Source organism: Thermomonas sp. (genome assembly GCF_020850895.1).
GTDB lineage: Bacteria > Pseudomonadota > Gammaproteobacteria > Xanthomonadales > Xanthomonadaceae > Thermomonas.
The window spans coordinates 25,375-48,652 of the sequence record NZ_JADZDS010000114.1 but is presented as its reverse complement, the minus strand read 5'-3'; the positions used below and the strand labels follow the sequence as shown (position 1 = coordinate 48,652).

Below are 23,278 nucleotides of genomic sequence, written 5' to 3'. Positions count from 1 at the left end.
TCGACGGGCGGGTGTTGGTGATGTCCTGATCCAGTCCATTCACCAGATTGCCGAACATGGAGCGAACATTGCCTTGGGCGTCTTCGCTGACCACCAGGTTTTCACCGAAGATCGGGATGCCGCGCCAGGTCTGGTCATAGCGGTAGTTCTGCACGCCGTTGTCGAGGCGGTTGACCGCACGCATCATCAGGTTGGTGGACGCGCCTGCGCCCATGAATGCCGCATGGCGACGGTTGGCCATGTTCACGGCGGTCTGGCCGTGGCTGGCGACGAACGATTGGAACTGCTGGCGCATCTGGTTCATGTCGCGCTGGTGCAGGTCGCCACGGGTGGCGGCCTGGGCACCCGCCGCGGCGAGCGACAGGGCAATCGCGGCGGACAGGATCTTGACGGTCTGGGTACGGTTCACTGGTGACATCCCCCTGAAAGGTTGATTTGGGTTGCCGCGGATGCGGCCGGGTTGGACAACGGCTTGAATCAACGTCCTTGCGCTTCCGGCGCACATCGCCTCTTCCCTTGCGGTTGCCACATGCGTGGCCAAGCTGGGCACCGCCCCGGAACCTGAACCGTCCCGAAGCGACCGCCGACGTTTGCTCCAACCGTGGTGACCTGTCAAGAATGAGGAGTTATGCCGCCATAATGTGAAGGCATAAGCCTGACTGTGTCTAGGAAAACCGCGGGTTTCACGCACCCAAACTCGATCCTGCGCCACAACTTTTGTCGAATGTCCGAGCTTGACGTGGCTCTTGATATTGCAATGCATCATGCTCTTGCGCTGACGCAATGCGTCACTTTGTGACAATTTAACGCAGAATTCATGTTTCGACCTGGCAGTGCATCACAGTATTTGTGTGCACTGAAGCGCAGACCTCAATGCCCAGTGCCGTTGGCAGTCACGGAAGCAGCGTCCGGGCTCGACGTCCAGGCAGAACGCCCTGGCACCACCGGCGCGGCCCAAGGCAGCCACGGGCCCAATGGCCCGCAGGTGTGCCTGTTGCATGACGCCGCCTCCGGGTGTAGCCACCCGCCCGCCGGCTTCAGAACATCCCGGTTTCGAGCTTGGCCAGATCAGACATCATCGACTGGTTCCACGGCGGGTCGAACACCAGTTCGATATCGGTGTCGACGAGGGTCGGGATCTGCATCAGCTTGCTGCGGACATCGTCGATCAGGATGTCACCCATGCCGCAGCCCGGTGCGGTCAGGGTGATCCGCACCTTGGCCACGCGTGCGCCGTCGCCCTCGCGGTGGCTCAGTTCGGCGAGGTAGACCAGGCCGAGTTCGACCACATTGACCGGGATCTCGGGATCGAAGCAAGTGCGCAGTTGCTCCCACATCAGGGCTTCCACCGCCGCGTCGTCGGCCCCCTCGGCCAATTCGAGGGGCTGGGCCGATTCCTTGCCGATTGCGTCGCCATCCTCGCCGGCGATGCGCATCAGGTTGCCCTCCACGAACACGGTCCAACTGCCACCCAAAGCCTGGGTGATGTAGCCAACGGTTCCCGCGGGCAAGGTCACCGGGTCGCCCTGCGGAACGAGCACGGCGGCGCAATCACGCTCGAAGCGGACGGGTTCGCTGCTGCGGGAATACATGATCCAGAAAGGTCCGACGTCGAAAAGTCGTACCATTCTAGTACGAATCAACCGCGCCACCCGCTCTGCAGGACAAGGACAGGCGGGTCCTTGATACGATTCAAGGACCAACGCCGGCGACACGGCATCGCCCGCACGAGGCCGCCAATCCACTGGATACAACGCCTTGCCGCTCGTTTACGGCAAAAAACAGCGGCACCGCAGGACCTTCGGCATTGATCGGGGTTTCAATGGAATGGCATCATCGACCGTCTTCCAGCGCGTCGCCCATGCCCTCGATCGCCCCGCCCACCGTTCGCTGGCATGCCTGGGCCTTGCTGTTGCTGGGTGCGACGGGATTCGCGGCGGCCTGGGTTCTGTTGGCCTTGCGATTCGATAACCAACTCGCGTGGATGGCGTTGCTGGGCGCGTTCGATCTGGCCGTGCTGCAGCGCTTGGTCAATTGGCCACGCGGCCTGCACCGCGGGCTGACCGCCGTGCTGACCACCGCAGCCGTGATCGTGCTGGCCAATTTCTTGATCGCCGCGGGCCAGATCGGCCAGGATTTTGGCCTGCGGCCGCTCGAATCGGCCTTGCGCATGGGTGCAAGCTACGCGTGGCTGCTGGTGAGCATGGCCAATACCCGCACGGACCTGCTCTGGTACGGCGCGAGCCTGGTGCTGGCCCTGCTGTCCGGGCTCAGGTCAACGGCAACCTTGCCCGTCGGCCATGGATGGCCGACCACGAAGCAATCACGCAAGTGATTGCTTCGTGAGCGCCACGTCCGGGCATGGACCGGACGTGGCGTGAACTGACCAGCCCTGGATGGGCTTGTCCGCGAAACTTCAATGCCCGCCGCCATCCAGTTCCTTCAACTCGCTGACCAGTGCGTTCGCCATCTCGGCGCCATCGCCGTAGAGCATGCGGGTGTTGTCGGCGTAGAACAGCGCGTTTTCGATCCCGGCAAACCCGGTGCCCTTGCCGCGCTTGATGACGATGGTGTTCTTGGAGTTGACCACGTCGAGGATCGGCATGCCGTAGATCGGGCTGGCCGGATCGGTCTTGGCCACCGGGTTGACCACGTCGTTGGCGCCGATCACCAGGGAGACGTCGGTCATCGCGAACTCCGGATTGATGTCGTCCATGTCGGCGATCAGGTCGTAGGGCACGCCGGCCTCGGCCAGCAGCACGTTCATGTGCCCAGGCATGCGCCCGGCGACCGGATGGATGGCGAATTTCACCTTGACGCCGCGTGCGATCAGGCGCTGGCACAGCTCCCAGATCTTGTGCTGGGCCTGGGCCACCGCCATGCCGTAACCGGGCACGATCACCACGCGCTCGGCAAAGGCCATCATCGAGGCCACGTCGGCGGCCTCGATCGGCTTCATCGAACCGCCGATTTCCTGCATCGCCGCCGAGCCGCCGCCGAAGTTGGAGAACAGCACGTTCTTGATCGAGCGGTTCATCGCCTTGGCCATCAACCGCGTCAGCAGCATGCCGGCCGCGCCGACCATCATGCCAGCGATGATCAGGGCTTCATTCCCCAGCACATAGCCCTCGAACGCGACCGCCAACCCGGTGAAGGCGTTGTACAGCGAGATCACCACCGGCATGTCGGCGCCGCCGATGGGCAACGTCATCAGGATGCCCAGCAGCAGTGCCAGCGCGAAGAACCCGATCACCGCAAAGCCGGTCAGTTGCAGTGCCTCGAAGCCACCGGCAAGCAGGCCCCACAACGCGAGCCCACCCGCCGCGAGCGCGGCCAGGAACACCAGCGCGTTGAACCATTGCTGGCCGGGGAAGGTGTAGCGCTTGTCCATGCGGCCATCGAGCTTGGCCCAGGCAATGACCGAGCCGGTCAGCGAAACCGCGCCGATCAGCGCACCCACCGCGGCGAGACCAAGGTGCACGGCGGTCGGCCGGTGGTCCATGGCGATCGCCTTCCACAGCTCGATCGCACCGATCGCCGCCGCGCTGCCGCCGCCCATGCCATTGAACAAGGCCACCATCTGCGGCATGTCGGTGATCGGCACCTTGCGGCCCCAGTACCAGTTGCCGGCCACGCCCAGGATGATCGCCGCCAGCAGCAGCGGCAGGTTGTGCATCCCCGGCAGGAAGAAGGTGGCGACGACCGCCACCAGCACGCCGACGCCCGCCCACTGGATGCCGCTGCGCGCGGTCTTGGGGCTGGCCATGCGCTGCAGCCCCAGCAACAGCAGGGTTGCGGCAACGAAATAACTCAGCTTGATCAGGGCGAGCGGGCTCACTTCCCACCCTCCTTCTTGCTGGACTTGAACATCTCGAGCATGCGTTCGGTGACCACGTAGCCGCCGGCGGCATTGCCGGCACCGAGCAGGACGGCGAGGAAGCCCAGGCCTTGCTCCAGCGGTGTCACCGCCTGCCCCAGCACCACCATCGCGCCGATCAGGACGATGCCGTGGATGAAGTTGGAACCGGACATCAACGGCGTGTGCAGGATCACCGGCACCCTCGAGATGATCACGTTGCCGGCGATGGCCGCCAGCATGAAGATGTACAAGGCCACGAATCCGTCGTCCACTGCGCCGCTCCCGGTTGGTCACCTGCATGATAGACAAGCCAGGCCCCCGCGCGCCATGTCAACCGGGCGCGACCGGGCGCGTTGTCCGGATATCGGGATGCCGGACAGCGCCGGCGCTCGCCCAGGGCCATGCCGGATCCGTCACCATGCTGCTGCTCGACATCGCTAAGCTTGCCCCGGTGGAACTCGGGAACACGCCGCAACACCGGACCTCGCCACAGGATTTCGACGGATTCCTGCGCGACGTGAGCGCGCGTGCGTTCCGTTTTGCCGAAATCGGGTTGCGCCAGCGCGATGACGCGCTCGACGCCGTGCAGGACGCGATGGTGAAGATGCTGGCTTACCGCGAGCGCCCGGCCACCGAATGGAGCCCCCTGTTCTGGAGCATCCTGCGAAACCGGATCACCGACATGCACCGGCGTGGCCTGTTCCGACTGCGCTGGATGCTGCCGGGCAGCGCCGATCGCGACGGTGACCCGGTGGACTGGGCCGACGACAGCCCCGATCCGCAACGCAGTCACGAAAGCCGCGAGGCGTGGACGCGAATCCGCGCCGCGCTGCGCGACCTGCCGGACCGCCAGCGCGAGGCCTTCACCCTGCGCGTGCTGGAAGAACTCGATGTCACCGAAACGGCGAACGTGATGGGCTGCAGCGAAGGCTCGGTCAAGACCCATCTGTCGCGCGCCCGTGCCGCGCTGCAGAAACAATTGGAGGATGTGCGATGAACGCCCCTGTCGATCCTGGAATCGCCGACCTGAAGTTGGATGCCGTCCTCCGTGCACGCCACGCGGACGCCGTGGCCCAGTTGTCGCCACGGGTGCAAGCGCAACTCACCCAGCGCCGCAACGCCGCCCTGCGTGGACAGGGCCATCGACCTCGCCATGGACTTCGCTATGCGGTGGCGAGCGTTGCCGCACTGTCGGCTCTCGCCGTTGGTCTGCAGTTCAACCACCCGCGCCCAGCGACCCCTGGCGTCAACCCCACCGTCGCAGCGACAGGCCATGCGCCCGAGGCACGCAGTGCCACCCTGCTGGACGAGGATCCCGAGTTCTACACCTGGCTCGCCTCCAACGATGCCGTCCTGGCGGCCAAGGAGTAAGTTCATGAAAGCCTTCGCCCGCCTTGTCGTCCCGGCCCTGCTGCTGTGCCCACTGCTGGCCCTTGGCCAGCAGGCCACGCCAAGGCCCGCACCGCTGCCGAATTGGGATCAACTGACACCGGCCCAGCGCGACGCACTGACTGCGCCACTGCGGGACCGCTGGAACAACAGCCCGGAAGATCGCGCACGCATGCTCGATCGCGCCCAGCGTTGGCGCACGATGTCGCCGGACCAACGCGGCCATGCCCGCCGCGGCATGCAGCGATGGGATGACATGAACCCCGAGCAGCGCGCCCAGGCACGCGCCTTGTTCCACGCCACCCGAAGCATGGACCGCGACGCCCGACGCGCGTTCATGGACAACTGGCGCAGGATGACGCCCCAGCAGAAGGCCGATTGGCTCAAGGCACATCCGGCACCAGAGCGGGGCGATTCGCGGCGGCCGTGACCGTCCCCATCTGGGCATCCTTGCATCCGAAACGCGGAAGGCCTGAGCTTGATCCACCCCGGTCCGGGCCGACGCGGGTGATGGCTTGCCTTGGCTCGGGAACCCCTGATCAATCCAGATGTTCTCGCCAGCCATGGATGGTTGGCGAGCAAGAATCAATCATGCGAGCGAGGGATTCGTGTGGGTCGAGTCGGAACCCTCACCCGACTCGACGCGGGCTGACAACGCCTGGATAGGATTGTTCTACCCTGCGTTAGCGGCGCCGCCCGGCCAGGGCAACACCGAAATTCAGGCAATGCTGGACAAGTCCTGGATGGACTTGTTCAGCGTTGACCCAAGGCATCGGCATAGCCATCGAAACCCGAGATGTCGTTGTGGTTGGCGTCGGCAAACGTGACGATGCTGGCAACGCCGCGCGGGAATCGGGAGGCCAACAGTCGCGAACTCGTGTTGGGGATGACTTCGTCGCGGCCAGCAACGACCAAGGTGGTCGGCACGTGGATCTTTGCAGCGTAGCGCCAGGATTCGTAGGTGTCCCGCAGGATCCAGCGCACCGGGAACAGCGGGAAACGCTGCTGCGCCAGGCCGGAGATGCTGTCGTAGGGCGTCACCAGCACCAGATGCTCGACGCGTCGACCAACGGCCACCTGCAGGGCAATCCCGCTGCCGAGGCTGCGACCGACCAGCACCATCGACGGATGCTCCTTCGCCAGCAGGTCGAACAGACGCTTGCCATCTGCCACCAGCGCCACCTCGGACGGCTGCCCCGTGCTGCCGCCATAACTCCGGTAGTGCATCGCGAAGACGGCGCGGCCGGGGAACGCACGCGTCAGCAGCGGAATTGCCTGCGAGACGTCCTCGGCATTGCCGCCGAAAAAAAGCACGGCGGCTGGGCTGTCCACGCCGTTGGTGGAGACGACCACATCGGCATCGCCGCGGTGCAGGACGAAGGCAGGCGCATTGCCTTGGCGCGGCACCGGGAAGTACAGGTAGCCGCGCTGCGAGACGTAGAGCAGGCCGCAGATCGCAAGATAGACCAGCACAATCGCCAGCGCGACAACTGCCAGCGTCCTGCGGATCATCCCGCGCATTCTGGCCACACCGTCTTGGCCAGCAACTCGTCGCTCCAGTCGAAGTGCAGGGCACCGTCCTTGAGCAGGAGGCTGACGAAGTTGTAGACGTTGCGGGCGTACATCTCGCTGGCGTGCTGGGCACCCATCGAAGCGAGATTCAGCGGGCCGGCGACGGTCACGCCATTGCGATCGACGGTCTGCCCGGGCTGGGTGAGGGCGCAGTTGCCGCCGGTCTCGGCGGCCAGATCGACGATCACGCTGCCCGGTTTCATTCCCGCCACCATCTCGGCGGAAATGATCTTCGGCGCGGGTCGACCCGGCACCGCGGCGGTGCACACCACCACGTCGATCCCCTTGAGATGATCGGCCAAACGCTGCTGCTGCAGGGCGCGTTCCTCGTCGGTGAGCTGGCGCGCGTAGCCGCCCTCACCCGCCGCCGACACGCCGAGGTCGAGGAACTTGCCGCCCAGCGATTCGATCTGCTCGCGGGTTTCCGGGCGCACGTCGAAGCCTTCCACCGCCGCACCGAGGCGCTTGGCGGTGGCAACAGCCTGCAGGCCGGCCACGCCAGCACCCACGATCAACACCTTCGACGGCCGGATCGTGCCCGCTGCGGTGGTCAGCATCGGGAAGAACCGCGGCGCCAGTTGCGCAGCGATCAGCACCGCCTTGTAGCCGGCCATGCCGGCCTGCGAGCTGAGCACATCCATTGCCTGTGCGCGGGTGGTGCGCGGCAGTTTCTCGAGGGGAAATGTCGTCAGGCCGCGGGCCTGGATCGCTTCGGCGCGCGCCGGATCGGCCTGTGGCTGCAGGCTGCCGACCAGCACCGCACCCTGCTTCAGGTCGGCAATGGCGGCATGGCCCGGGGGCTGCACGCACAGCACCAGATCGGCCTCGGCAACCGCATCCTCGGCCAGCTCGGCGCCGGCCGCGACGTAAGCGGAATCCGGGAAATAGGCCCCCGCCCCGATCCCCGGCTGGATGCGCACCGCACACCCGGCCGCCACCAGTTTCTTGCAGGTTTCCGGCGTCAGGGCCACCCGGCGTTCGCCGTTTGCCGTTTCGCGCGCCACGCCCACGTTCACCGCCATCACCCGCTCCCGTGCCCTGATCCGGCATCATCCTAACCAATGCGCCCCGTTCTTGGCAGGCATTGGCCCAAGGAATCCATGTTGACACTTGCCGATCTCGACTCCCGCCACTCGATTCCGACGCGCCAACTGGGTGCCCCCGGCCCCACGCCGGAGCAACTGCTGCGCATGCTGCAGACCGCGGTGCGGGTGCCCGACCATGGCAAGCGGGAGCCGTTCCGGTTCCTGCGCATCGACGGCGCGGCGCGCGGCGCGCTGGCCGACGCGGCGTTGGCCCGATTGCGCGAACGCGCGCCGGACAGCGACCCCGCCGTGGAGGACAAGCTGCGCACCCGCTTCACCGTGCCGCCGCTGACCGTGGCCGTCATCGCCCGACTCGGACCCGACGAAAAGATCCCCACGGTCGAACGCTTGGTCAGCGCCTCCTGCACCACGCTGATGCTGCTGCTTGCGGCACAGGCCGAAGGCTTCGGCGCACAGTTGCTGACCGGCTGGCTGGCCTACGACCGCCCCTTCCTCGAGAACACGCTGGGGTTGACGACCGAAGAGCAACTGATCGGCACCGTGGCCATTGGCACGCCACAGATCGCGGTCCGCGACCGCGCTCGCCCGGATCCGTCTGACCTGCTCCGGGTCTGGCAGCCGTAGACCACGGAACGACGCCATGCCCACGCCACCGCCCACCCTTCATCTCATCGACGCTTCGCTCTACGTGTTCCGCGCCTGGCATTCGCTGCCAGCGGAGGAATTCCACGACCCTGACGGCTGGCCGACCAATGCGGTGCAGGGGTTCGCACGCTTCCTGCTCGAATTACTGGAAAGTGAGCGCCCCAGCCACATTGCCGTTGCCTTCGATGAAAGCCTTGGCAGCAACTTCCGGCATGCGCTGTATCCGGCTTACAAGGCCAACCGCGACCCGGCGCCTCCGGAGCTGAAACGCCAGTTCGCATGGTGCAAGGCGCTGTGCACGGCACTCGGGCTGGCCACACTGGCACACGCAAACTACGAGGCCGACGACTTGATCGGCAGCGCCATCTGGACCTCGCGCAATCGCGGCTTCCGGAGCGTGATCGTTTCGGCCGACAAGGACCTGTCGCAATTGCTGCGCGAGGGCGACGAGCAGGTCGACTTCGGCAAGGGCCTGCGCTGGGGCCACGGGGGGGTGAAATCGCGGCACGGGGTGCACGCCGAGCAGATTCCGGATTATCTCGCGCTGGCCGGCGACGCGGTGGACAACATCCCCGGCGTCACCGGCATCGGGCCAAAATCGGCGGCCACCCTGCTGGGCCATTACGGCACCCTCGATGCACTGCTGGAACGGATCGATGAAGTGCCCTTCCTGCGACTGCGCGGCGCGGCGCAAATGGCCACGCGCCTGCGCGAACAGCGCGCACAGGTATTGCTGTGGCGCCAACTCACCACCATTGCGCTGGACGCCCCGCTGCCGGACGGTGATTTCCGGCGCAGCACCGGCCATGCCGACGAACTGGCCGCGCTGGCAGACTGGATGGGCTTCGGCGCGATGACGCGCCGACGGCTGGATGCCGCGGCAGGGCTTGCCTCCTGAACCCACGCCGGGCATTGCCTGCTTCAATCAGCGTCACGGCCCCCCTGCAGGCCAGGGCGGACTGCACATCCTCTTGCCGGCCCTGCGCTAGCATCACTCCATGCCAGACACCAAACACATTCTCTACACAGGCCGTTGGCTGCGGCTGGTCCAGATCGACACGTGGGAGTCCTGCGAGCGGATCCACGGCCAAGGCATGGCGGTGATCGTGATCGCAGTCACGCCTGCCGACGAGGTGCTGTTCGTGGAACAGTACCGCGTGCCGTTGGGCGCACGCACGATCGAAATGCCAGCCGGGTTGGTCGGTGACGACCGCACCGAGGACACGCTGACCGACGCTGCGCGCCGTGAACTGATCGAGGAAACCGGCTGGTCACCAGGGCGCGTCGAGGTCCTGCTCACCGGCCCCACCAGCGCCGGCATGAGCAACGAGCGCATCGCCTTCGTGCGCGCCAGCGATCTGGTGAAAGTGGGCGACGGCGGTGGCGTCGACAACGAAGACATCACCGTGCACGCCGTACGACGCCGCGAAGTCCCCAGTTGGCTGATGCAAAAACAGTCCGAAGGCTACGAACTGGACCTCAAGCTCTGGGCCGGCCTGTGGATGATCGAGCGCAATCCGGACGGCTCGCCGGCCGGGTAGGCTCAGCCAGCGAAACGGTCGGTTGCCTCCACCAGCGCCGCCGCATTCTCAGCCTCGAACGCGGAATGTCCCGCGGTCGCACTGATCACCAATTCCGCCTTCGGCCACGCCTTGTGCAGGTCGAAGGCATTCTGGATCGGGCAGACCACGTCATAGCGGCCATGCACGATCACGCCGGGGATCTCGGCGATCCGATGCGCGTCGCGCAGCAATTGCTCCTCGACCTCGAAGAAACCGCCGTTGACGAAGTAGTGGTTCTCGATCCGTGCAAACGCCAATGCGAACTGCGGATCGCCATGACTGGTGGTGTAGTCAGCGGGAATCCGCAGGTAACTGGTGCCGCCTTCCCAGATGCTCCAGGCTTGGGCCGCAGCCAGCCGGGTGGCCTCGTCCGGTGAGGTCAGACGGCGGTGGTAGGCCCCGATCAAATCACAGCGCTCGACCTCGGGAATGGCCTCCAGATAGTGCTGCCAGGCATCCGGGAACAGGCGCGAAGCGCCTTCCTGGTAGAACCATTCCAATTCCCAGCGCCGCAGCATGAAGATGCCACGCAGCACCAATTCGGTGACCCGCCCCGGATGGGTTTCGGCATAGGCCAGCGCCAAGGTGGAACCCCAACTGCCGCCGAACACCTGCCAACGATCGATGCCGAGGTGCGCGCGCAGCGTTTCGATATCGCGCACCAGATCCCAGGTGGTGTTGTCGGTTAGATCCGCATGCGGGGTGCTGCGGCCTGAGCCGCGTTGATCGAACAACACGATGCGGTACTTGGCCGGATCGTGGAAGCGCCGCATCGTGTCCGAACAGCCCGCACCAGGGCCGCCATGCAACAGCACCACCGGCTTGCCGTCGGGGTTGCCGCATTCCTCCCAATACAGGGTGTGGCGGGCGTCCACCGCCAGCGTGCCGCTGCGGTAGGGGGTGATTTCGGGATACAGCGTGCGCATGAGAATGACCGGCATTAGGAATGCCAATTGTAGGGCGGGTCTTGGCCCGCCATGATCGAATTGGCCCGGATTACCGTGCGCGGCCCAAGGTCACTCGGTCACGATCCTCGAGATCCTGCACGGTCTGGATGTCAACGAAACCAGCGCCAACCAACAACGCGCGTACCGCCGCGCCCTGCGCCACGCCATGCTCGAACAGCAGCCATCCGCCCTTGCGCAGCCGCGCCGAAGCGCCATCGGCAATCGCGCGCAGTGCGTTCAGCCCATCGCTGCCGCATGACAATGCCAGCGCCGGCTCGAAGCGGAGATCTCCCTCGCCCAGATGCGGGTCGCCATCGGCAACATACGGGGGATTGCTGGCAATGAGATCGTATGGGTCCTCGCCCAAAGGCTCGAGCCAGCTTCCTTGGCGGAACTCGATGTTGCCGACCCCGTTGCGCTGCGCATTCCCGCGCGCCACGTCCAACGCTTCGTCGCTCAGGTCGGTGGCGACCATGGTTGCGCCGGGTCGTTCCTTGGCCAGCGCCAATGCAATCCCGCCACAACCGGTGCCCAGGTCCGCAAGCCGCCAAGGCGCATCCGGGGGGATCCGCAACAGCGCCTGCTCGACCAGCAGTTCGGTTTCCGGACGCGGCACCAAGGTCGCCGACGTGACCGCCAAGTCCAACGTCCAAAAGCCGCGCGAACCGGTCAGGTAGGCCACCGGTTCGCCGGTTGCACGACGTTCCAGCAACTCGGCAAACAGGCCGAGCGCTGACGGTTCCGGCAAGTCATCCGCGTGAGCGAACAGCCAACTTCGAGGCTTGTCCAAGACGTGCGCAAGCAGGATCTCGGCATCTGCGGCATCGATTCGAGTGCGCGCATGCGCCAGAAGTTCGGACACCGACGTTTTTGCTGCTTGCATGCGCCCATGGTAACCGTCATGAAGCCGTCATCTCGGGACGCGTTCCTTGGTCGGGCATGAATTGACCCTTGTCGGTGTCAGGCAGCCTTAATTGATAGATGTAGCCTATCATTTCCATACACACAATTCATTTTACATATCGATTGAGTTCGCCTATCTTGATCCCAATGACCCATTCACCCACCACACAGGAGTAGTCCCGATGTCCCTGATCAATACCCAGGTTCAGCCGTTCAAGGCCAACGCCTTCCACAACGGCAAGTTTGTCGAAGTCACCGACGCCAGCCTCAAGGGGCACTGGTCGGTGCTGATCTTCATGCCGGCCGCCTTCACCTTCAATTGCCCGACCGAAATCGAAGATGCCGCCGAGCATTACGCCGAGTTCCAGAAGGCCGGTGCCGAGGTCTACATCGTCACCACCGATACCCACTTCAGCCACAAGGTGTGGCACGAAACCAGCCCGGCGGTGGGCAAGGCCCAATTCCCGCTGGTGGGCGATCCCACCCACGCCCTGACCAATGCCTTCGGCGTGCATATCCCGGAAGCGGGCCTGGCCCTGCGTGGCACCTTCGTGATCAACCCGGAAGGCACCATCAAGACCATGGAAGTGCACGACAACGCCATCGCCCGCGACGTCAGCGAAACCCTGCGCAAGCTGCAGGCCGCCCAGTACGTCGCCAGCCACAGCGGCGAAGTGTGCCCGGCCAAGTGGAAGGAAGGCGCCAAGACCATCACCCCGTCGCTGGACTTGGTCGGCAAGATCTAAGCGCGCCATCGCACCCTCTCTCAAGGAGAGGGCTGCGTGAAACCGATGCCGGCCATCGCGTTCACCCAGCCCTTTCGACGCCATGCCGCCGTCATGCGGCACGCGTGTGCGCACCTGAAATCCTTCAAAGGAGCCCCCATGTTGGACGCCAGCCTCAAGACGCAGCTCGCCACCTATCTCGAAAAACTGCAACATCCCATTGCGCTTGTCGCCTCGCTGGACAATTCCGAGACGTCGCGTGAACTCGACGCTTTGCTGGATGAAATCACCGCGCTGTCGCCGAAGATTTCCCGCGCCGACGGTGACGATGCGCGCAAGCCCTCCTTCCTGATCCAGCGCACCGGCAGCGACGTGCAGGTGGGCTTCGCCGGCATCCCACTGGGCCACGAATTCACGTCATTGGTGCTGGCCCTGCTGCAGGTGGGTGGCCACCCGGTGCGCATCGACGCGGCGCTGGCGCAGCACGTGCGCGACTTGCCAGGCGAGCACCATTTCGAAACGTTCATGTCCCTGCATTGCCAGAGCTGCCCGGACACCGTGCAGGCACTGAACGCCATGAGCGTGCTCAACCCGCGCATCCACCACGTCGCCATCGATGGATCACTGTTCCAGGATGAAGTCGAAGCCAAGCAGATCCTGTCGGTGCCGACGGTGTACCGCAACGGCGTGGAATTCGACTCGGGCCGCATGAGCATCGAACAAATCCTGGCCAAGCTTGACAGCGGTGCCGCGGCGCGTGCGGCAGACGCCTTGAGCGCGCGTGAGCCGTACGACGTGCTGATCGTCGGTGGTGGCCCGGCCGGCGCGGCAGCCGCGATCTACGCCGCACGCAAGGGCATCCGCACGGGCCTCATCGCCGAGCGTTTCGGCGGCCAGGTGCAGGACACCATGGCGATCGAGAATTTTCCTTCGGTCGAATACACCGAAGGGCCGAAGCTGGCCGCCTCTCTGGAAGCGCATGTGCGCAGCTATGGCGTCGACGTGATCACCACCCAGCGCGCAAACGCACTGCACCCTGCCTCCGCCGCGAACGCGCTGATTGGCGTCGAACTGGAAAGCGGCGCGACCTTGCGCAGCAAGACCGTGATCCTCGCCCCCGGCGCACGCTGGCGGCAGACCGGTGTGCCCGGCGAGGCCGATTACCGTACCAAGGGCGTCACCTATTGCCCGCACTGCGACGGCCCGCTGTTCAAGGGCAAGCGGGTGGCGGTGATCGGCGGCGGCAATTCCGGCATCGAGGCGGCGATCGACCTGGCCGGTGTCGTCGAACACGTGACGGTGCTGGAGTTCGACGGCCAACTGCGTGCGGATGCGGTCCTGCAGCGCAAGCTGTACAGCCTGCCCAACACCGCCGTGCATGTGAACGCGCAAACCACCGAGATGCTGGGCGATGGCAGCAAGCTCACCGGGCTGCGTTTCACTGACCGAAGCAATGGCCAAGCGCGTGATCTCGACCTTGCCGGCGTGTTCGTGCAGATCGGCCTGCTCCCCAACACCGAGTGGCTGAAGGGTGCGTTGGAACTGTCGCCGCGCGGCGAAATCGTGATCGACGAACGCGGCCACACCAGCCTGCCTGGCGTGTTTGCCGCCGGCGACGCCACCACCGAGGCCTACAAGCAAATCGTGGTGGCGATGGGCGGTGGCTCCACGGCCGCGCTGTCGGCCTTCGACCACCTGATCCGGACCTCGGCACCGGCGGAAACGGCCAAGGCAGCCTGAGCGATGAACCTGCGCGATCTCGGCTACCTCGTCGCGCTCGCCGACCTGCGCCATTTCGGCAAGGCGGCCGAGGCCTGCTTCGTCAGCCAACCGACACTGTCCACCCAACTCCGGAAACTGGAGGAGGAATTGGGCGTGCCACTGGTGGAACGCGCACCGCGCAAAGTCATGCTCACCCCCGTCGGCATCGACATGGTGCAGCGTGCGCGGCGTATCCTCGCCGACGTCGAGGCGATGAAAGCCAGTGCCCGGCGCAGCCGCGATCCGGCCGCGGGCAGCTTGCGGCTGGGCGTGTTCCCGACCCTTGGCCCGTATTTGCTGCCGCATGTGGTGCCACAGTTGCGCCAGCGCTTCCCGCAACTGGAACTGCTATTGATCGAGGAAAAGAGCGACGTCCTGCTGCAACGCCTGCACGAAGGCAAACTGGATGCGGCCTTGCTGGCCCTGCCGGTGCACGACGAGCAACTGCATTCACAGTGCCTGTTCGAAGAACCCTTCTTGCTGGCAGCACCCAGCAGCCACCCGCTGACCCGGCGGAAATCGCTGTCGATGGCAGATCTCTCCGATCAAACCCTGCTGCTGCTGGAAGATGGGCACTGCCTGCGCGACCAGGCACTGGATGTTTGCCGATTGGCCGGTGCGCAGGAGAAATCCGGCTTCCGCGCCACCAGCCTGGAAACGCTGCGACAGATGGTCGCAGCCGGCGCTGGCGTGACCCTGCTGCCCGCGCTTGCCGTCAGCGAGCCCATGGTGCAACCGGCAAGCATCCGGACGGTGGCATTCAAAGCCCCGGCGCCGAGTCGGAAGATCGCCCTCGTCTACCGAAAGACGTCGCCGATGGAGACATTCCTCGATCAGGTTGCGGACGCGATTCGCGCACAGGCGGGACTACTATTGAAGGGGACTCCCGACTAGCCGCCCCATGCCCAAGCGCAGCACACTTCTGCTGATTGTCGTGGCCTGCATGGTCCTTGGCTGGTTTCTCGCACACCCACCCGGCAGCGAGGTGTCCCCGGAAACGCGCACACTCCTGGCCAATTCCCGCTGCCCCTTGCCCCCGAGGGTTGCCGCAGGTGCCCCGCCTCGGCAAACCGATGCACCGTCGGGGCTGGTATTGCCCGCCGTCGCAGGCGCCAGGCTCACGCCCCTGGCCGGCTTCAGCGTCGAGGCACACGTCTTGGGGGTTGAAAATTACTGGTTCGACGACGGCGCGAAGTACGCGCCGACGGATCTCGCCCTGGGCTGGGGCCGCATGCGCGACCCTGCGGTCCTGAGCCAACTCAGCTTCAGCCAGGGCAGTCGCTTCTTCCATTACCGCTGGCGCAGCGCACCCCCGATCCCGCCCGCTGAAATCACGCGCAGCGCCAGCAATATGCACATCATCCCCGCCGGCGACGAGGTGGCCAGCGCGCTGCGGGACCTCGAGGCAGGCGACAACGTGCGCATCGATGGCTGGTTGGTCCGCATCGATCGCGCGGACGGCTGGCATTGGATCAGCTCATTGCGTCGTGATGACAGCGGTGATGGCGCCTGCGAACTGGTGTACGCCTGCACCATCACCCGCGACTAGCTCATGCCTCCTGGGCGACGCTGGGCTGTTTCGATTTCATCCCGGCGACGAAAATGCCGAGCAGGCTCACCATCAGTCCGGCCCAGTGCCGTGGCGTGGGCATCAGGCCCAGCACCAGCACATCAAGCAGATAGGCCACGATCGGCTGCGCGAGCAACAACAGGCCTGCCAGTGCCACCGGCAAGACCACCATCGAGCGCGAGATCAACACCCAGCTCAGGCAGTGACCCACCGCCGCCAGCACCAGCAGGATGCCCCAGGCGTGCAGCGACGGTGGCGCAAAGACCTCCCCTTCGGCCCAGCCCAACAGACCCAGGCACAGCGCACTGCCGAACGCGGCGATGCACAGCACCTGTTCGACCGGTGCGCGCGCCTTGCCCTCGGCCGCGGCGTGCTGGGACCGTTTGATGCCGATGTTGTAGGCCGCATAGGCAACGCCGGTGCCCAGCCCCAGCCACACCCCCCAGCGGTACTGCGGCGGCAGGGTCGCCCAGTCGGCTCCCAGCAGCAGCCACAAGCCGAAGAAGGCCAGCAGCACCCCTGCCAGGAAGCGTGGCCCGAGACGCTCGCCGAACAACACCAGCCCAGCCAGTGCCATGAAGAACACCTGGGCGTTGGCCAGCAGGGTCGCAAGCCCGGGCCCCACCAGTTGGATGCTCTTGTGCCACAGGGTCAGATCGACGGCAAAGGCAAGGATCGGCAAGGGCAGCCACAGCCACGCCTTGCGCGACAGCGGTTGCCAACGATGCCGCAGGCTCACCACCGTCGCCAGCAGGATCCCCGCCAGCAACATCCGCCAGAACGCCACTGCAATCGGCGGCATCTGCGACAAGCGCACCATCAGCCCATTGCTGCCGATGATGGCCGCTCCGATCAACAGCTCCAGGCTGGCCGCGCGCAGCTGGGGATCGCTCATGCCGGCAATGCGCCGGGCAATCCATCATCGCGCCCGGATCGAAGGTCCGGGGCCAAGCCCAGCTGCAACGACTGCACGCAGTCCCGCGCCTGCGGCCAGATGTCCTCAGGCACCATCACCGCGACCAAGCCGAACACGCCGAGCTCCCCGATCCCACCGGTCAACGACTCCCCGCGCACATAGGCCGGAATGCCCTCGGCCTCCAGCGCATGCTTCACGAGGTGGGCGTCGATGATGTTTTCAGCTTCGTACACGGTGCGCATCACCATTCCCTGAAGAAGCACTGATAAGTCGAGCCACGATTTTTCAGGGTTTCCCTAACGCCGGTTCTGCAGCAGGGGCTTCGCCATGCGGTAACGCTCCATCAGCATCGACACCTCCGGCTGCCTGCCACAGTAGACGATTTCGACCGGCCCGCCCGTTTCCAGCCGATGCCAATGCTCGCGCAGCACGTCGCTCAAGCCCTCATGCTCCTGCTGCAACCCGTCGCGGAAACGGTAGATGACCTGAGTGTATTTGACCTTTCGCACCACCACACCCTGCGCCACCCGTTCGTCTGCGGCAATCTGCTGCACCTTGCTGCGACTTTTCCGCCAAGACAACACGAGCAGCACAACGAAGATGGTTGGCAACCCCACGAATACGAAGGCGAAGATCGCCCAAGCCATCCCATCACTCCTGCAGTGACGATTCTCACGCATGAAAATCCGACCCACGGAGGATACGACTAAACTAAGCAGCCACCCACGCCTCTCCCGTTTCCGTGTCCCAGACTTCTGAAGCCCCCGCCGACGCCCTTCCCGAAAAGAACGACTTCATCCGCCAGATCGTTCGCGAGGACCTGGCCTCCGGCAAGCACGCTGCGATCAAGACCCGCTTCCCGCCGGAGCCGAACGGCTATCTGCATATCGGCCATGCCAAGGCGATTTGCCTCGATTTCGGCATCGCCCAGGAATTCGGCGGGGTCTGCAATCTGCGTCTGGACGACACCAACCCGGCGCGTGAAGACCCCGAGTATGTGCGTGCCATTCAAGACGACGTGCGCTGGCTGGGCTTTGACTGGCACAGTCTGCGCCACGCCTCCGACTATTTCGGCGTCTACTATCTCGCCGCCGAAAAGCTCATTCGCGACGGCAAGGCCTATGTCTGCGACCTGAGTGCGGACGACGTGCGCGCCTATCGCGGCACGCTCACCGAACCCGGTCGCAACTCGCCCTACCGCGAACGCAGCGTCGAGGAGAACGTCGACCTGTTCCGCCGCATGCGCGCCGGTGAGTTCGCCGACGGCAGCCGCACCCTGCGCGCCAAGATCGACATGGGCAGCGGCAATATCAACCTGCGCGACCCGGCGCTGTACCGGATCAAGCATGTCGAACACCAGAACACCGGCAACGACTGGCCGATCTACCCGATGTACGACTTCGCCCACGCGCTCGGCGATGCGATCGAGGGCATCACCCATTCGCTGTGCACGCTGGAATTCGAGGACCACCGCCCGCTGTACGACTGGAGCGTGGACAACGTGGATCTGGCCGGCCATCCCGAGCTGCTGGACCCGTTGCTCGCCAAGGATCTGCCGAAGGAAGCCGCCAAGCCGCGCCAGATCGAATTCTCGCGGCTCAATTTCAATTATCTGGTGATGAGCAAGCGCAAGCTGATGCAGCTCGTCACCGACAAACTGGTCGACGGCTGGGACGACCCGCGCATGCCCACCCTGCAGGGCATCCGCCGCCGCGGCTATACCGCCTCGGCGCTGAAGTTGATGGTCGATCGCGTCGGCATCAGCAAGCAGAACTCGCTGCTGGATATTTCCATTCTGGAAGGCGCGCTGCGCGATGACCTCGACGCCCACGCACCACGCCGGATGGCGGTGATCGATCCGCTGAAGATCGTGCTGACCAATGTGCCGGAAGCGCACGAGGAATTCCTGAGCTTCGCCAACCATCCCAAGGACGAGTCGCAGGGTGTCCGCCAGGTTCCGTTCGCGCGTGCGCTGTGGATCGAGCGCGAGGACTTTGAAGAAGTACCTCCACCCGGCTTCAAGCGCCTGACCCTGGGCGGCGAAGTGCGCCTGCGCGGGGCGGGCATCATCCGCTGCGACGAGGTGGTGAAGGACGAAGCGGGCCGTGCCTTTGAATTGCGTTGCACACTGGATCCCGCTTCGCGCCCCGGCATGGACGGTGCCAACCGCAAGGTCAAGGGCACCATCCACTGGGTCAGCGTCAAGCACGGCGTCCCTGCCGAGATCCGCCTATATGACCGTCTGTTCAGCGTGGCCGACCCGGACAACGACGCAGGCGGCAAGACCTATGTCGATTACCTGAATCCCGGCTCGCGCAAGGTCGTCACCGGCTATGTGGAACCGGCTGCGGCAGGCGCCACGCCGGAGCAGGGCTTCCAGTTCGAACGCAACGGCTATTTCGTCGCCGACCGTTACGATCACCAACCCGGCGTGCCGGTGTTCAATCGCAGCGTCACCCTGCGCGACACCTGGACCCAGAAGGGCTGAACGGTGCCGATGCCCCTACCCGCGCAGCTGCACATCACCCTGCCGATTTGGGTGCTGGAACTGGACCTGAGCGGTCGCGATTTCTCGACCGATGCCGCCAAGGTCGCGTTCGCGATCGAGTTGTCGAAGCACAACGTCGAGCGCCAGAGCGGTGGTCCATTCGGGGCAGCGGTATTCAGCGCGCAACACCAACTGATCGCGGTCGGCGTGAACCGCGTGGTGCGCCAGAGCTGTTCGCTGGCGCATGCCGAGACCATGGCCTTCATGCTGGCGCAGCAGCGCCTGCAACGCTTCCGCCTGAACGAGGACGGCGGCCCGATCACACTGGCCACCTCCGCCCAGCCCTGCTGCCAGTGCTATGGCGCGACCGTGTGGGCCGGCATCGACCGCCTACTGATCGGCGCGCGCGCCGAGGACGTGATGGCACTGACCGCGTTCGACGAAGGCCCGCTGCCCACCGATTGGGTGGGCGAATTGAACCAGCGCGGGATCGAGGTCGTGCGCGATGTGCTGCGCGAAGCCGCCTGCGCGGTACTCAAAGCCTATGGCGAACTCGGCGGACCGAATTATTGACGGCCTGCTTGCCTACTGCCGGCAGGGCTTCGAACCCGAACTCGCGGCGGAGCTGACCGACCGCGCCGCGGAGGCGGGCTTTGCCGGCTATGCACGCACCGAGCGCGACAGCGGCCATGTGGTGTTCTTCTGCGAAGACGGTGCATCGCTGGATCGCGCCTTGCCGTTTTCATCGCTGATTTTTGCGCGACAGAAACTGCACCTGCTGGCGGAACTGCGCGGCCTGGCCCCACAGGACCGGATCGCACCGATGCTGGATGTGCTACAGGGACAGACGCGTTTCGGCGAGTTGGTGATGGAGCACCCGGATTCCAGTGCCGGCAAGCCGCTGGCGGGCCTCGCCCGCAGCCTTGGCAACGCGCTGCGCCCGGCATTGCGCAAGGCGGGATTGCTCGCGACCAAGGACAACCCCGGCCTGCCGCGGCTGCACGTCTGCCTGCTCTCCGGCGATCACGCCTTGCTGGCGCGTAGCCACGCCGCCGATAGTGCGCCGTGGCCGCTTGGCATCCCGCGCCTGAAAATGCACAAGGATGCGCCTTCGCGCTCGGCACTCAAGCTGGAAGAAGCGCTGCTGGTGTTGCTCGACGCGGAAGAGCGCCAGCGCTTGTTGAAAGAGGGCATGGTCGGTGCCGACCTCGGCGCCGCGCCCGGCGGCTGGACCTGGGTGCTGACCCGCAACCGGATCCGAGTGACGGCGGTGGACAATGGCCCGCTGCATCCGTATCTGCTGGCGTCCGGCATGGTCCAGCACCTGCGCGCCGACGGGTTTTCCTGGCAGCCCCCGCACCCGCTGGACTGGATGGTTTGCGACATGGTCGAGCAACCCAGGCGGGTGGCCGAACGGATGGCCACCTGGCTGCGCGAGGGCTGGTGCCGGCAGGCAATCTTCAACCTGAAACTGCCGATGAAAAAACGCTGGCAGGAGACCCGGCTCTGCCTCGACCTGTTCGCGCAGCAGGCCGGGAAACCGCTGGTCATCCGTGCCAAGCAGCTCTACCACGACCGCGAGGAAATCACCGTGGTCGCCACGCCTTCCCGATCGAACTGAGCCGTCGCCCGTCGCATGTCGCCATGCCCATCGGCACGACCTGCGCTTGCCAAGGCGAGGGAAGATCACGCAGTCCCGCACGGGCTTTGCGCTATGCTTACGCCTTCTCTGGCCGCTACATACCCATCGCCATGAACCGTACTGCTTCGACCCTCTCCGCCGGCCCGCTGCTGTTGGCCGCGCTGATCTTCGCCGCCGCACTGAGTCGCGTGATCCCGCATCCGCCGAATTTCTCGCCGATCGAAGCGGTCGCACTGTTCGGCGGTGCCTACTTCATTCCGCGTGGCTGGGCGCTGGTGGTGCCGCTGGTGGCGATGTTCGCATCCGACCTCGTGCTCGGACTGGTGAACGGCGGGATCTACTGGAGCTACTTCGCCAGCGCCGGCTACCTGATGGTGTATGCCTGCATCGCCCTGTCCACCGTGCTCGGCTTCGGTCTGCGCGGCAAGGTCAGCGGCGGGCGCGTGCTGGGCTATTCGCTAGCAGGTTCGGTGTTGTTCTTCCTCGTCACCAATTTCGGCACTTGGTTGGGCGGTTCCATGTATCCCCAAACGGCCGCTGGCTTGGTCGCCGCCTACGTCGCCGGCATTCCCTTCTTCCAGTGGACCGTGGCCGGCACGCTGTTCTATTCGGCGCTGCTGTTCGGCGGCTTCGAACTGTTGCGCCGTCGCCATCCGCAGCTGCGCACCCAGACCGCCTGATCGCCCGGCATGGGCAATCGCCTCAGCAAGATCTACACCCGCACCGGCGATGACGGCAGCACCGGCCTCGGCGACGGTTCGCGTGTCGCCAAGGATTCGACACGGGTCGAGGCCTACGGCACGGTCGATGAGGCCAATTCCTGCATCGGGCTTTTGCTCGCGGCGGAAATGCCGGCGGAGGTGCGCGAACTGCTGGTGCATATCCAGCATCAACTGTTCGACCTCGGCGGCGAGCTGTGCATCCCCGGCCATGCAGCGATCTTCGATGCCGACATCGAGGCGCTGGAAACGCAGATCGACTGTTTCAATCGCGACCTGCCCGCGCTCAAGGAATTCATCCTGCCCGGTGGCGGCGAAGCAGCGGCGCGCTGCCATATCGCCCGCACGGTGGTCCGCCGTGCAGAACGCGTCACCGTGACGCTGGCGCAGGCCGAAGATATCCGGCCGCAGCCGCGGCACTACCTGAACCGACTTTCTGACCTCCTGTTCGTGCTGTCGCGCGTGCTGGCGCGCGCCAGCGGACACGGCGAGGTCATGTGGAACCACGAACGCCGTCGGCAACCACAGGCAACGTGAGCACTGCGACGCTGCACGCCTTCACCCATCCGGCCTGCCTTGGGCACGCAACCGGCCCCGGCCATCCCGAGCGACCCGAGCGCTTGGCCGCGGTGCTCACCGCGCTACGCACAGCCTTCCCCGACCTGATCTGGAAGGAGGCGCCACGCGCCGACCGCAGCAAGCTCCAGCGCGTCCACGCGGCCTCGTTGGTGGATGTGGTCCTCGCGCCGATCCCGGAGGGCCTGGTCGGACTGGATCCAGACACCGTGGCTTCCCCCGGCTCGGCCGAAGCGGCCTTGCGCGCTGCCGGTGCCGGTATCGCAGCGGTGGATGCCATCGTTGGCGGTGGCGCACTCCGTGCGTTCTGCGCGGTGCGCCCACCCGGCCACCACGCAACCGCCGACACCGCGATGGGATTCTGCCTGTTCAACAATGTCGCGGTGGCGGCACGCCACGCCATCGATGTCCACGGGCTGAAACGCGTTGCCATCGTCGATTTCGACGTCCACCACGGCAATGGCACGCAGGCGATTTTCGAACACGACCCGCAGGTGCTGTACGCCAGTAGCCATCAGGCTCCGCTGTATCCCGGCACCGGGGACGAGCGCGAGACCGGCTGCGGCAATGTGTTCAACGTGATGCTGCCGCCGGGTGCCGATGGCACGGCCTTCCGTTCCGTCTGGCGGTCCCGCCTGTTGCCGGCACTTGATGCCTTTGCACCCGAACTGCTGCTGATCTCCGCCGGCTTCGATGCCCATCGCAATGACCCCTTGGCCGGATTGCAGCTCGAGGCCGGCGATTTCGGCTGGCTCACCCGTGAACTCGCGGCCATCGCCGATCGACATGCCCATGGCCGGATCGTGTCCATGCTGGAAGGCGGTTACGACCTGCAGGCGCTCGCCGAATGCAGCGTGGTCCATGTCGATGCCCTGCTCGAACCGCCACGCCAGCCACGCTGAACGGAACGCCACCGGGGTTTGCCGCCACGCCTCGCTTCCGGCAAGCTAGCCGCCTG

At 65.4% G+C, this 23,278-nt stretch carries 27 protein-coding genes and 1 pseudogene; 17 read left to right on the top strand and 11 right to left on the bottom strand.

Features of this window, described 5'->3' with window-relative positions; translation table 11 throughout:
• Both IT472_RS10570 and sufT read right to left on the bottom strand, forming a co-directional pair.
• Nucleotides 1-409: pseudogene (locus IT472_RS10570) on the bottom strand (hypothetical protein); the annotation flags it as partial.
• 628 nt (nucleotides 410-1,037) lie between these two features.
• Nucleotides 1,038-1,592, bottom strand: a complete 555-nt coding sequence (sufT, locus tag IT472_RS10565) for a putative Fe-S cluster assembly protein SufT (RefSeq protein WP_297181463.1) — start codon at nucleotides 1,590-1,592, stop codon at nucleotides 1,038-1,040.
• A gap of 269 nt (nucleotides 1,593-1,861) precedes the next feature.
• Here sufT and IT472_RS10560 point away from each other — a divergent pair, with 269 nt between their 5' ends.
• On the top strand, nucleotides 1,862-2,335 hold the full coding sequence (locus tag IT472_RS10560) for a hypothetical protein (protein WP_297181457.1): 474 nt from the start codon (nucleotides 1,862-1,864) through the stop codon (nucleotides 2,333-2,335).
• A gap of 81 nt (nucleotides 2,336-2,416) precedes the next feature.
• Here IT472_RS10560 and IT472_RS10555 read toward each other — a convergent pair whose 3' ends face one another.
• Together IT472_RS10555 and IT472_RS10550 are read right to left on the bottom strand one after the other, a co-directional pair.
• Entirely contained in the window at nucleotides 2,417-3,838 is a 1,422-nt protein-coding gene (locus IT472_RS10555) for an NAD(P)(+) transhydrogenase (Re/Si-specific) subunit beta (RefSeq protein WP_297181456.1), read from the bottom strand.
• Nucleotides 3,835-4,131, bottom strand: coding sequence for an NAD(P) transhydrogenase subunit alpha (locus IT472_RS10550; RefSeq protein ID WP_297181455.1), 297 nt, complete (start codon nucleotides 4,129-4,131; stop codon nucleotides 3,835-3,837). Before IT472_RS10550 ends, IT472_RS10555 begins: the two co-directional genes overlap by 4 nt.
• A 146-nt stretch (nucleotides 4,132-4,277) precedes the next feature.
• On the opposite strand from IT472_RS10550, the gene IT472_RS10545 reads away from it, so the two are divergent.
• The 3 genes from IT472_RS10545 to IT472_RS10535 are packed head-to-tail and all read left to right on the top strand — an operon-like array spanning nucleotide 4,278 to nucleotide 5,678.
• On the top strand, nucleotides 4,278-4,856 hold the full coding sequence (locus IT472_RS10545) for an RNA polymerase sigma factor (RefSeq protein WP_343231829.1): 579 nt from the start codon (nucleotides 4,278-4,280) through the stop codon (nucleotides 4,854-4,856).
• Entirely contained in the window at nucleotides 4,853-5,230 is a 378-nt protein-coding gene (locus IT472_RS10540) for a hypothetical protein (RefSeq protein ID WP_297181454.1), read from the top strand. The genes IT472_RS10545 and IT472_RS10540 overlap by 4 nt, the downstream gene beginning before the upstream one ends.
• Nucleotides 5,231-5,234: 4 nt before the next feature.
• The gene (locus tag IT472_RS10535; protein WP_297181453.1) at nucleotides 5,235-5,678 is read left to right on the top strand and encodes a DUF3106 domain-containing protein; all 444 of its coding nucleotides are present in this window, start codon (nucleotides 5,235-5,237) and stop codon (nucleotides 5,676-5,678) included.
• Nucleotides 5,679-6,001: 323 nt separating this feature from the next.
• Here IT472_RS10535 and IT472_RS10530 read toward each other — a convergent pair whose 3' ends face one another.
• Together IT472_RS10530 and IT472_RS10525 are read right to left on the bottom strand one after the other, a co-directional pair.
• A complete protein-coding gene (locus tag IT472_RS10530) occupies nucleotides 6,002-6,760 on the bottom strand; it encodes an alpha/beta hydrolase (RefSeq protein ID WP_297181452.1) in 759 nt (252 codons plus the stop codon).
• Nucleotides 6,757-7,842 carry an NAD(P) transhydrogenase subunit alpha gene (locus IT472_RS10525; RefSeq protein WP_297181451.1) on the bottom strand — a complete coding sequence of 362 codons (1,086 nt, stop codon included), beginning with the start codon at nucleotides 7,840-7,842 and terminating at the stop codon, nucleotides 6,757-6,759. The genes IT472_RS10530 and IT472_RS10525 overlap by 4 nt, the downstream gene beginning before the upstream one ends.
• Before the next feature lie 78 nt (nucleotides 7,843-7,920).
• On the opposite strand from IT472_RS10525, the gene IT472_RS10520 reads away from it, so the two are divergent.
• The 3 genes from IT472_RS10520 to IT472_RS10510 all read left to right on the top strand — a co-directional run bounded on the left by IT472_RS10520 (nucleotide 7,921) and on the right by IT472_RS10510 (nucleotide 10,052).
• Nucleotides 7,921-8,490 carry a nitroreductase gene (locus tag IT472_RS10520; RefSeq protein ID WP_297181450.1) on the top strand — a complete coding sequence of 190 codons (570 nt, stop codon included), beginning with the start codon at nucleotides 7,921-7,923 and terminating at the stop codon, nucleotides 8,488-8,490.
• Between the two features lie 16 nt (nucleotides 8,491-8,506).
• Nucleotides 8,507-9,409, top strand: a complete 903-nt coding sequence (locus tag IT472_RS10515; RefSeq protein WP_297181449.1) for a 5'-3' exonuclease H3TH domain-containing protein — start codon at nucleotides 8,507-8,509, stop codon at nucleotides 9,407-9,409.
• A 100-nt stretch (nucleotides 9,410-9,509) separates the two neighbouring features.
• Nucleotides 9,510-10,052, top strand: a complete 543-nt coding sequence (locus IT472_RS10510) for an NUDIX hydrolase (protein ID WP_297181448.1) — start codon at nucleotides 9,510-9,512, stop codon at nucleotides 10,050-10,052.
• 2 nt (nucleotides 10,053-10,054) lie between these two features.
• On the opposite strand, the gene pip is transcribed toward IT472_RS10510, so the two are convergent.
• Nucleotides 10,055-10,999 (bottom strand): prolyl aminopeptidase, encoded by a 945-nt coding sequence (gene pip, locus IT472_RS10505; RefSeq protein WP_297181462.1) that lies wholly within the window; start codon nucleotides 10,997-10,999, stop codon nucleotides 10,055-10,057.
• 70 nt (nucleotides 11,000-11,069) lie between these two features.
• On the bottom strand, nucleotides 11,070-11,903 hold the full coding sequence (prmC, locus tag IT472_RS10500) for a peptide chain release factor N(5)-glutamine methyltransferase (RefSeq protein ID WP_297181447.1): 834 nt from the start codon (nucleotides 11,901-11,903) through the stop codon (nucleotides 11,070-11,072).
• A gap of 202 nt (nucleotides 11,904-12,105) precedes the next feature.
• Here prmC and ahpC point away from each other — a divergent pair, with 202 nt between their 5' ends.
• From ahpC to IT472_RS10480, 4 genes are all read left to right on the top strand, one after another.
• Entirely contained in the window at nucleotides 12,106-12,669 is a 564-nt protein-coding gene (ahpC, locus tag IT472_RS10495; protein WP_297181446.1) for an alkyl hydroperoxide reductase subunit C, read from the top strand.
• Nucleotides 12,670-12,807: 138 nt separating this feature from the next.
• The gene (ahpF, locus tag IT472_RS10490) at nucleotides 12,808-14,388 is read left to right on the top strand and encodes an alkyl hydroperoxide reductase subunit F (protein ID WP_297181445.1); all 1,581 of its coding nucleotides are present in this window, start codon (nucleotides 12,808-12,810) and stop codon (nucleotides 14,386-14,388) included.
• Nucleotides 14,389-14,391: 3 nt separating this feature from the next.
• Nucleotides 14,392-15,303 carry a DNA-binding transcriptional regulator OxyR gene (gene oxyR / locus IT472_RS10485; protein WP_297181444.1) on the top strand — a complete coding sequence of 304 codons (912 nt, stop codon included), beginning with the start codon at nucleotides 14,392-14,394 and terminating at the stop codon, nucleotides 15,301-15,303.
• A gap of 7 nt (nucleotides 15,304-15,310) precedes the next feature.
• Nucleotides 15,311-15,958, top strand: coding sequence for a hypothetical protein (locus IT472_RS10480; protein WP_297181443.1), 648 nt, complete (start codon nucleotides 15,311-15,313; stop codon nucleotides 15,956-15,958).
• A gap of 1 nt (nucleotide 15,959) precedes the next feature.
• Here the strand turns inward: IT472_RS10480 and IT472_RS10475 are convergent, their stop codons facing one another.
• Genes IT472_RS10475 through IT472_RS10465 form a run of 3 tightly spaced genes read right to left on the bottom strand, consistent with a single transcriptional unit; the run spans nucleotide 15,960 to nucleotide 17,542 of the window.
• Nucleotides 15,960-16,874, bottom strand: a complete 915-nt coding sequence (locus IT472_RS10475; protein WP_297181442.1) for a DMT family transporter — start codon at nucleotides 16,872-16,874, stop codon at nucleotides 15,960-15,962.
• Nucleotides 16,871-17,137 carry a DUF2007 domain-containing protein gene (locus IT472_RS10470; RefSeq protein WP_297181441.1) on the bottom strand — a complete coding sequence of 89 codons (267 nt, stop codon included), beginning with the start codon at nucleotides 17,135-17,137 and terminating at the stop codon, nucleotides 16,871-16,873. Before IT472_RS10470 ends, IT472_RS10475 begins: the two co-directional genes overlap by 4 nt.
• A 54-nt stretch (nucleotides 17,138-17,191) precedes the next feature.
• Nucleotides 17,192-17,542 (bottom strand): hypothetical protein, encoded by a 351-nt coding sequence (locus IT472_RS10465; protein ID WP_297181440.1) that lies wholly within the window; start codon nucleotides 17,540-17,542, stop codon nucleotides 17,192-17,194.
• A gap of 95 nt (nucleotides 17,543-17,637) precedes the next feature.
• Between IT472_RS10465 and IT472_RS10460 the strand changes: the two genes are divergently transcribed.
• From IT472_RS10460 to IT472_RS10435, 6 genes are all read left to right on the top strand, one after another.
• Nucleotides 17,638-19,383 carry a glutamine--tRNA ligase/YqeY domain fusion protein gene (locus IT472_RS10460; protein ID WP_297181438.1) on the top strand — a complete coding sequence of 582 codons (1,746 nt, stop codon included), beginning with the start codon at nucleotides 17,638-17,640 and terminating at the stop codon, nucleotides 19,381-19,383.
• 9 nt (nucleotides 19,384-19,392) lie between these two features.
• Nucleotides 19,393-19,956 carry a nucleoside deaminase gene (locus IT472_RS10455; RefSeq protein WP_297181437.1) on the top strand — a complete coding sequence of 188 codons (564 nt, stop codon included), beginning with the start codon at nucleotides 19,393-19,395 and terminating at the stop codon, nucleotides 19,954-19,956.
• Nucleotides 19,952-21,004, top strand: coding sequence for a 23S rRNA (cytidine(2498)-2'-O)-methyltransferase RlmM (gene rlmM / locus IT472_RS10450; RefSeq protein ID WP_297181461.1), 1,053 nt, complete (start codon nucleotides 19,952-19,954; stop codon nucleotides 21,002-21,004). The genes IT472_RS10455 and rlmM overlap by 5 nt, the downstream gene beginning before the upstream one ends.
• A gap of 131 nt (nucleotides 21,005-21,135) precedes the next feature.
• Nucleotides 21,136-21,705, top strand: a complete 570-nt coding sequence (locus IT472_RS10445; RefSeq protein WP_297181436.1) for a DUF6580 family putative transport protein — start codon at nucleotides 21,136-21,138, stop codon at nucleotides 21,703-21,705.
• A gap of 9 nt (nucleotides 21,706-21,714) precedes the next feature.
• Nucleotides 21,715-22,281, top strand: coding sequence for a cob(I)yrinic acid a,c-diamide adenosyltransferase (locus tag IT472_RS10440; RefSeq protein ID WP_297181434.1), 567 nt, complete (start codon nucleotides 21,715-21,717; stop codon nucleotides 22,279-22,281).
• Between the two features lie 11 nt (nucleotides 22,282-22,292).
• Complete coding sequence (locus IT472_RS10435) at nucleotides 22,293-23,222, top strand: histone deacetylase family protein (RefSeq protein WP_297181459.1); 930 nt, start codon at nucleotides 22,293-22,295, stop codon at nucleotides 23,220-23,222.
• Nucleotides 23,223-23,278: the final 56 nt, after the last annotated feature.

Coding starts and splice junctions, on each gene's coding strand:
- IT472_RS10560 (WP_297181457.1), top strand. CDS start 1,862: ATGCCCTCGATCGCCCCGCCCACCGTTCGCTGGCATGCCTGGGCCTTG.
- IT472_RS10525 (WP_297181451.1), bottom strand. CDS start 7,842: ATGGCGGTGAACGTGGGCGTGGCGCGCGAAACGGCAAACGGCGAACGC.
- IT472_RS10475 (WP_297181442.1), bottom strand. CDS start 16,874: ATGAGCGATCCCCAGCTGCGCGCGGCCAGCCTGGAGCTGTTGATCGGA.
- pip (WP_297181462.1), bottom strand. CDS start 10,999: ATGCGCACGCTGTATCCCGAAATCACCCCCTACCGCAGCGGCACGCTG.
- IT472_RS10480 (WP_297181443.1), top strand. CDS start 15,311: ATGCCCAAGCGCAGCACACTTCTGCTGATTGTCGTGGCCTGCATGGTC.
- IT472_RS10530 (WP_297181452.1), bottom strand. CDS start 6,760: ATGATCCGCAGGACGCTGGCAGTTGTCGCGCTGGCGATTGTGCTGGTC.
- IT472_RS10540 (WP_297181454.1), top strand. CDS start 4,853: ATGAACGCCCCTGTCGATCCTGGAATCGCCGACCTGAAGTTGGATGCC.
- IT472_RS10535 (WP_297181453.1), top strand. CDS start 5,235: ATGAAAGCCTTCGCCCGCCTTGTCGTCCCGGCCCTGCTGCTGTGCCCA.
- IT472_RS10510 (WP_297181448.1), top strand. CDS start 9,510: ATGCCAGACACCAAACACATTCTCTACACAGGCCGTTGGCTGCGGCTG.
- IT472_RS10470 (WP_297181441.1), bottom strand. CDS start 17,137: ATGCGCACCGTGTACGAAGCTGAAAACATCATCGACGCCCACCTCGTG.
- IT472_RS10455 (WP_297181437.1), top strand. CDS start 19,393: ATGCCCCTACCCGCGCAGCTGCACATCACCCTGCCGATTTGGGTGCTG.
- ahpF (WP_297181445.1), top strand. CDS start 12,808: ATGTTGGACGCCAGCCTCAAGACGCAGCTCGCCACCTATCTCGAAAAA.
- sufT (WP_297181463.1), bottom strand. CDS start 1,592: ATGTATTCCCGCAGCAGCGAACCCGTCCGCTTCGAGCGTGATTGCGCC.
- IT472_RS10465 (WP_297181440.1), bottom strand. CDS start 17,542: ATGGCTTGGGCGATCTTCGCCTTCGTATTCGTGGGGTTGCCAACCATC.
- IT472_RS10520 (WP_297181450.1), top strand. CDS start 7,921: ATGTTGACACTTGCCGATCTCGACTCCCGCCACTCGATTCCGACGCGC.
- IT472_RS10545 (WP_343231829.1), top strand. CDS start 4,278: ATGCTGCTGCTCGACATCGCTAAGCTTGCCCCGGTGGAACTCGGGAAC.
- IT472_RS10515 (WP_297181449.1), top strand. CDS start 8,507: ATGCCCACGCCACCGCCCACCCTTCATCTCATCGACGCTTCGCTCTAC.
- prmC (WP_297181447.1), bottom strand. CDS start 11,903: ATGCAAGCAGCAAAAACGTCGGTGTCCGAACTTCTGGCGCATGCGCGC.
- ahpC (WP_297181446.1), top strand. CDS start 12,106: ATGTCCCTGATCAATACCCAGGTTCAGCCGTTCAAGGCCAACGCCTTC.
- IT472_RS10445 (WP_297181436.1), top strand. CDS start 21,136: ATGAACCGTACTGCTTCGACCCTCTCCGCCGGCCCGCTGCTGTTGGCC.
- oxyR (WP_297181444.1), top strand. CDS start 14,392: ATGAACCTGCGCGATCTCGGCTACCTCGTCGCGCTCGCCGACCTGCGC.
- IT472_RS10440 (WP_297181434.1), top strand. CDS start 21,715: ATGGGCAATCGCCTCAGCAAGATCTACACCCGCACCGGCGATGACGGC.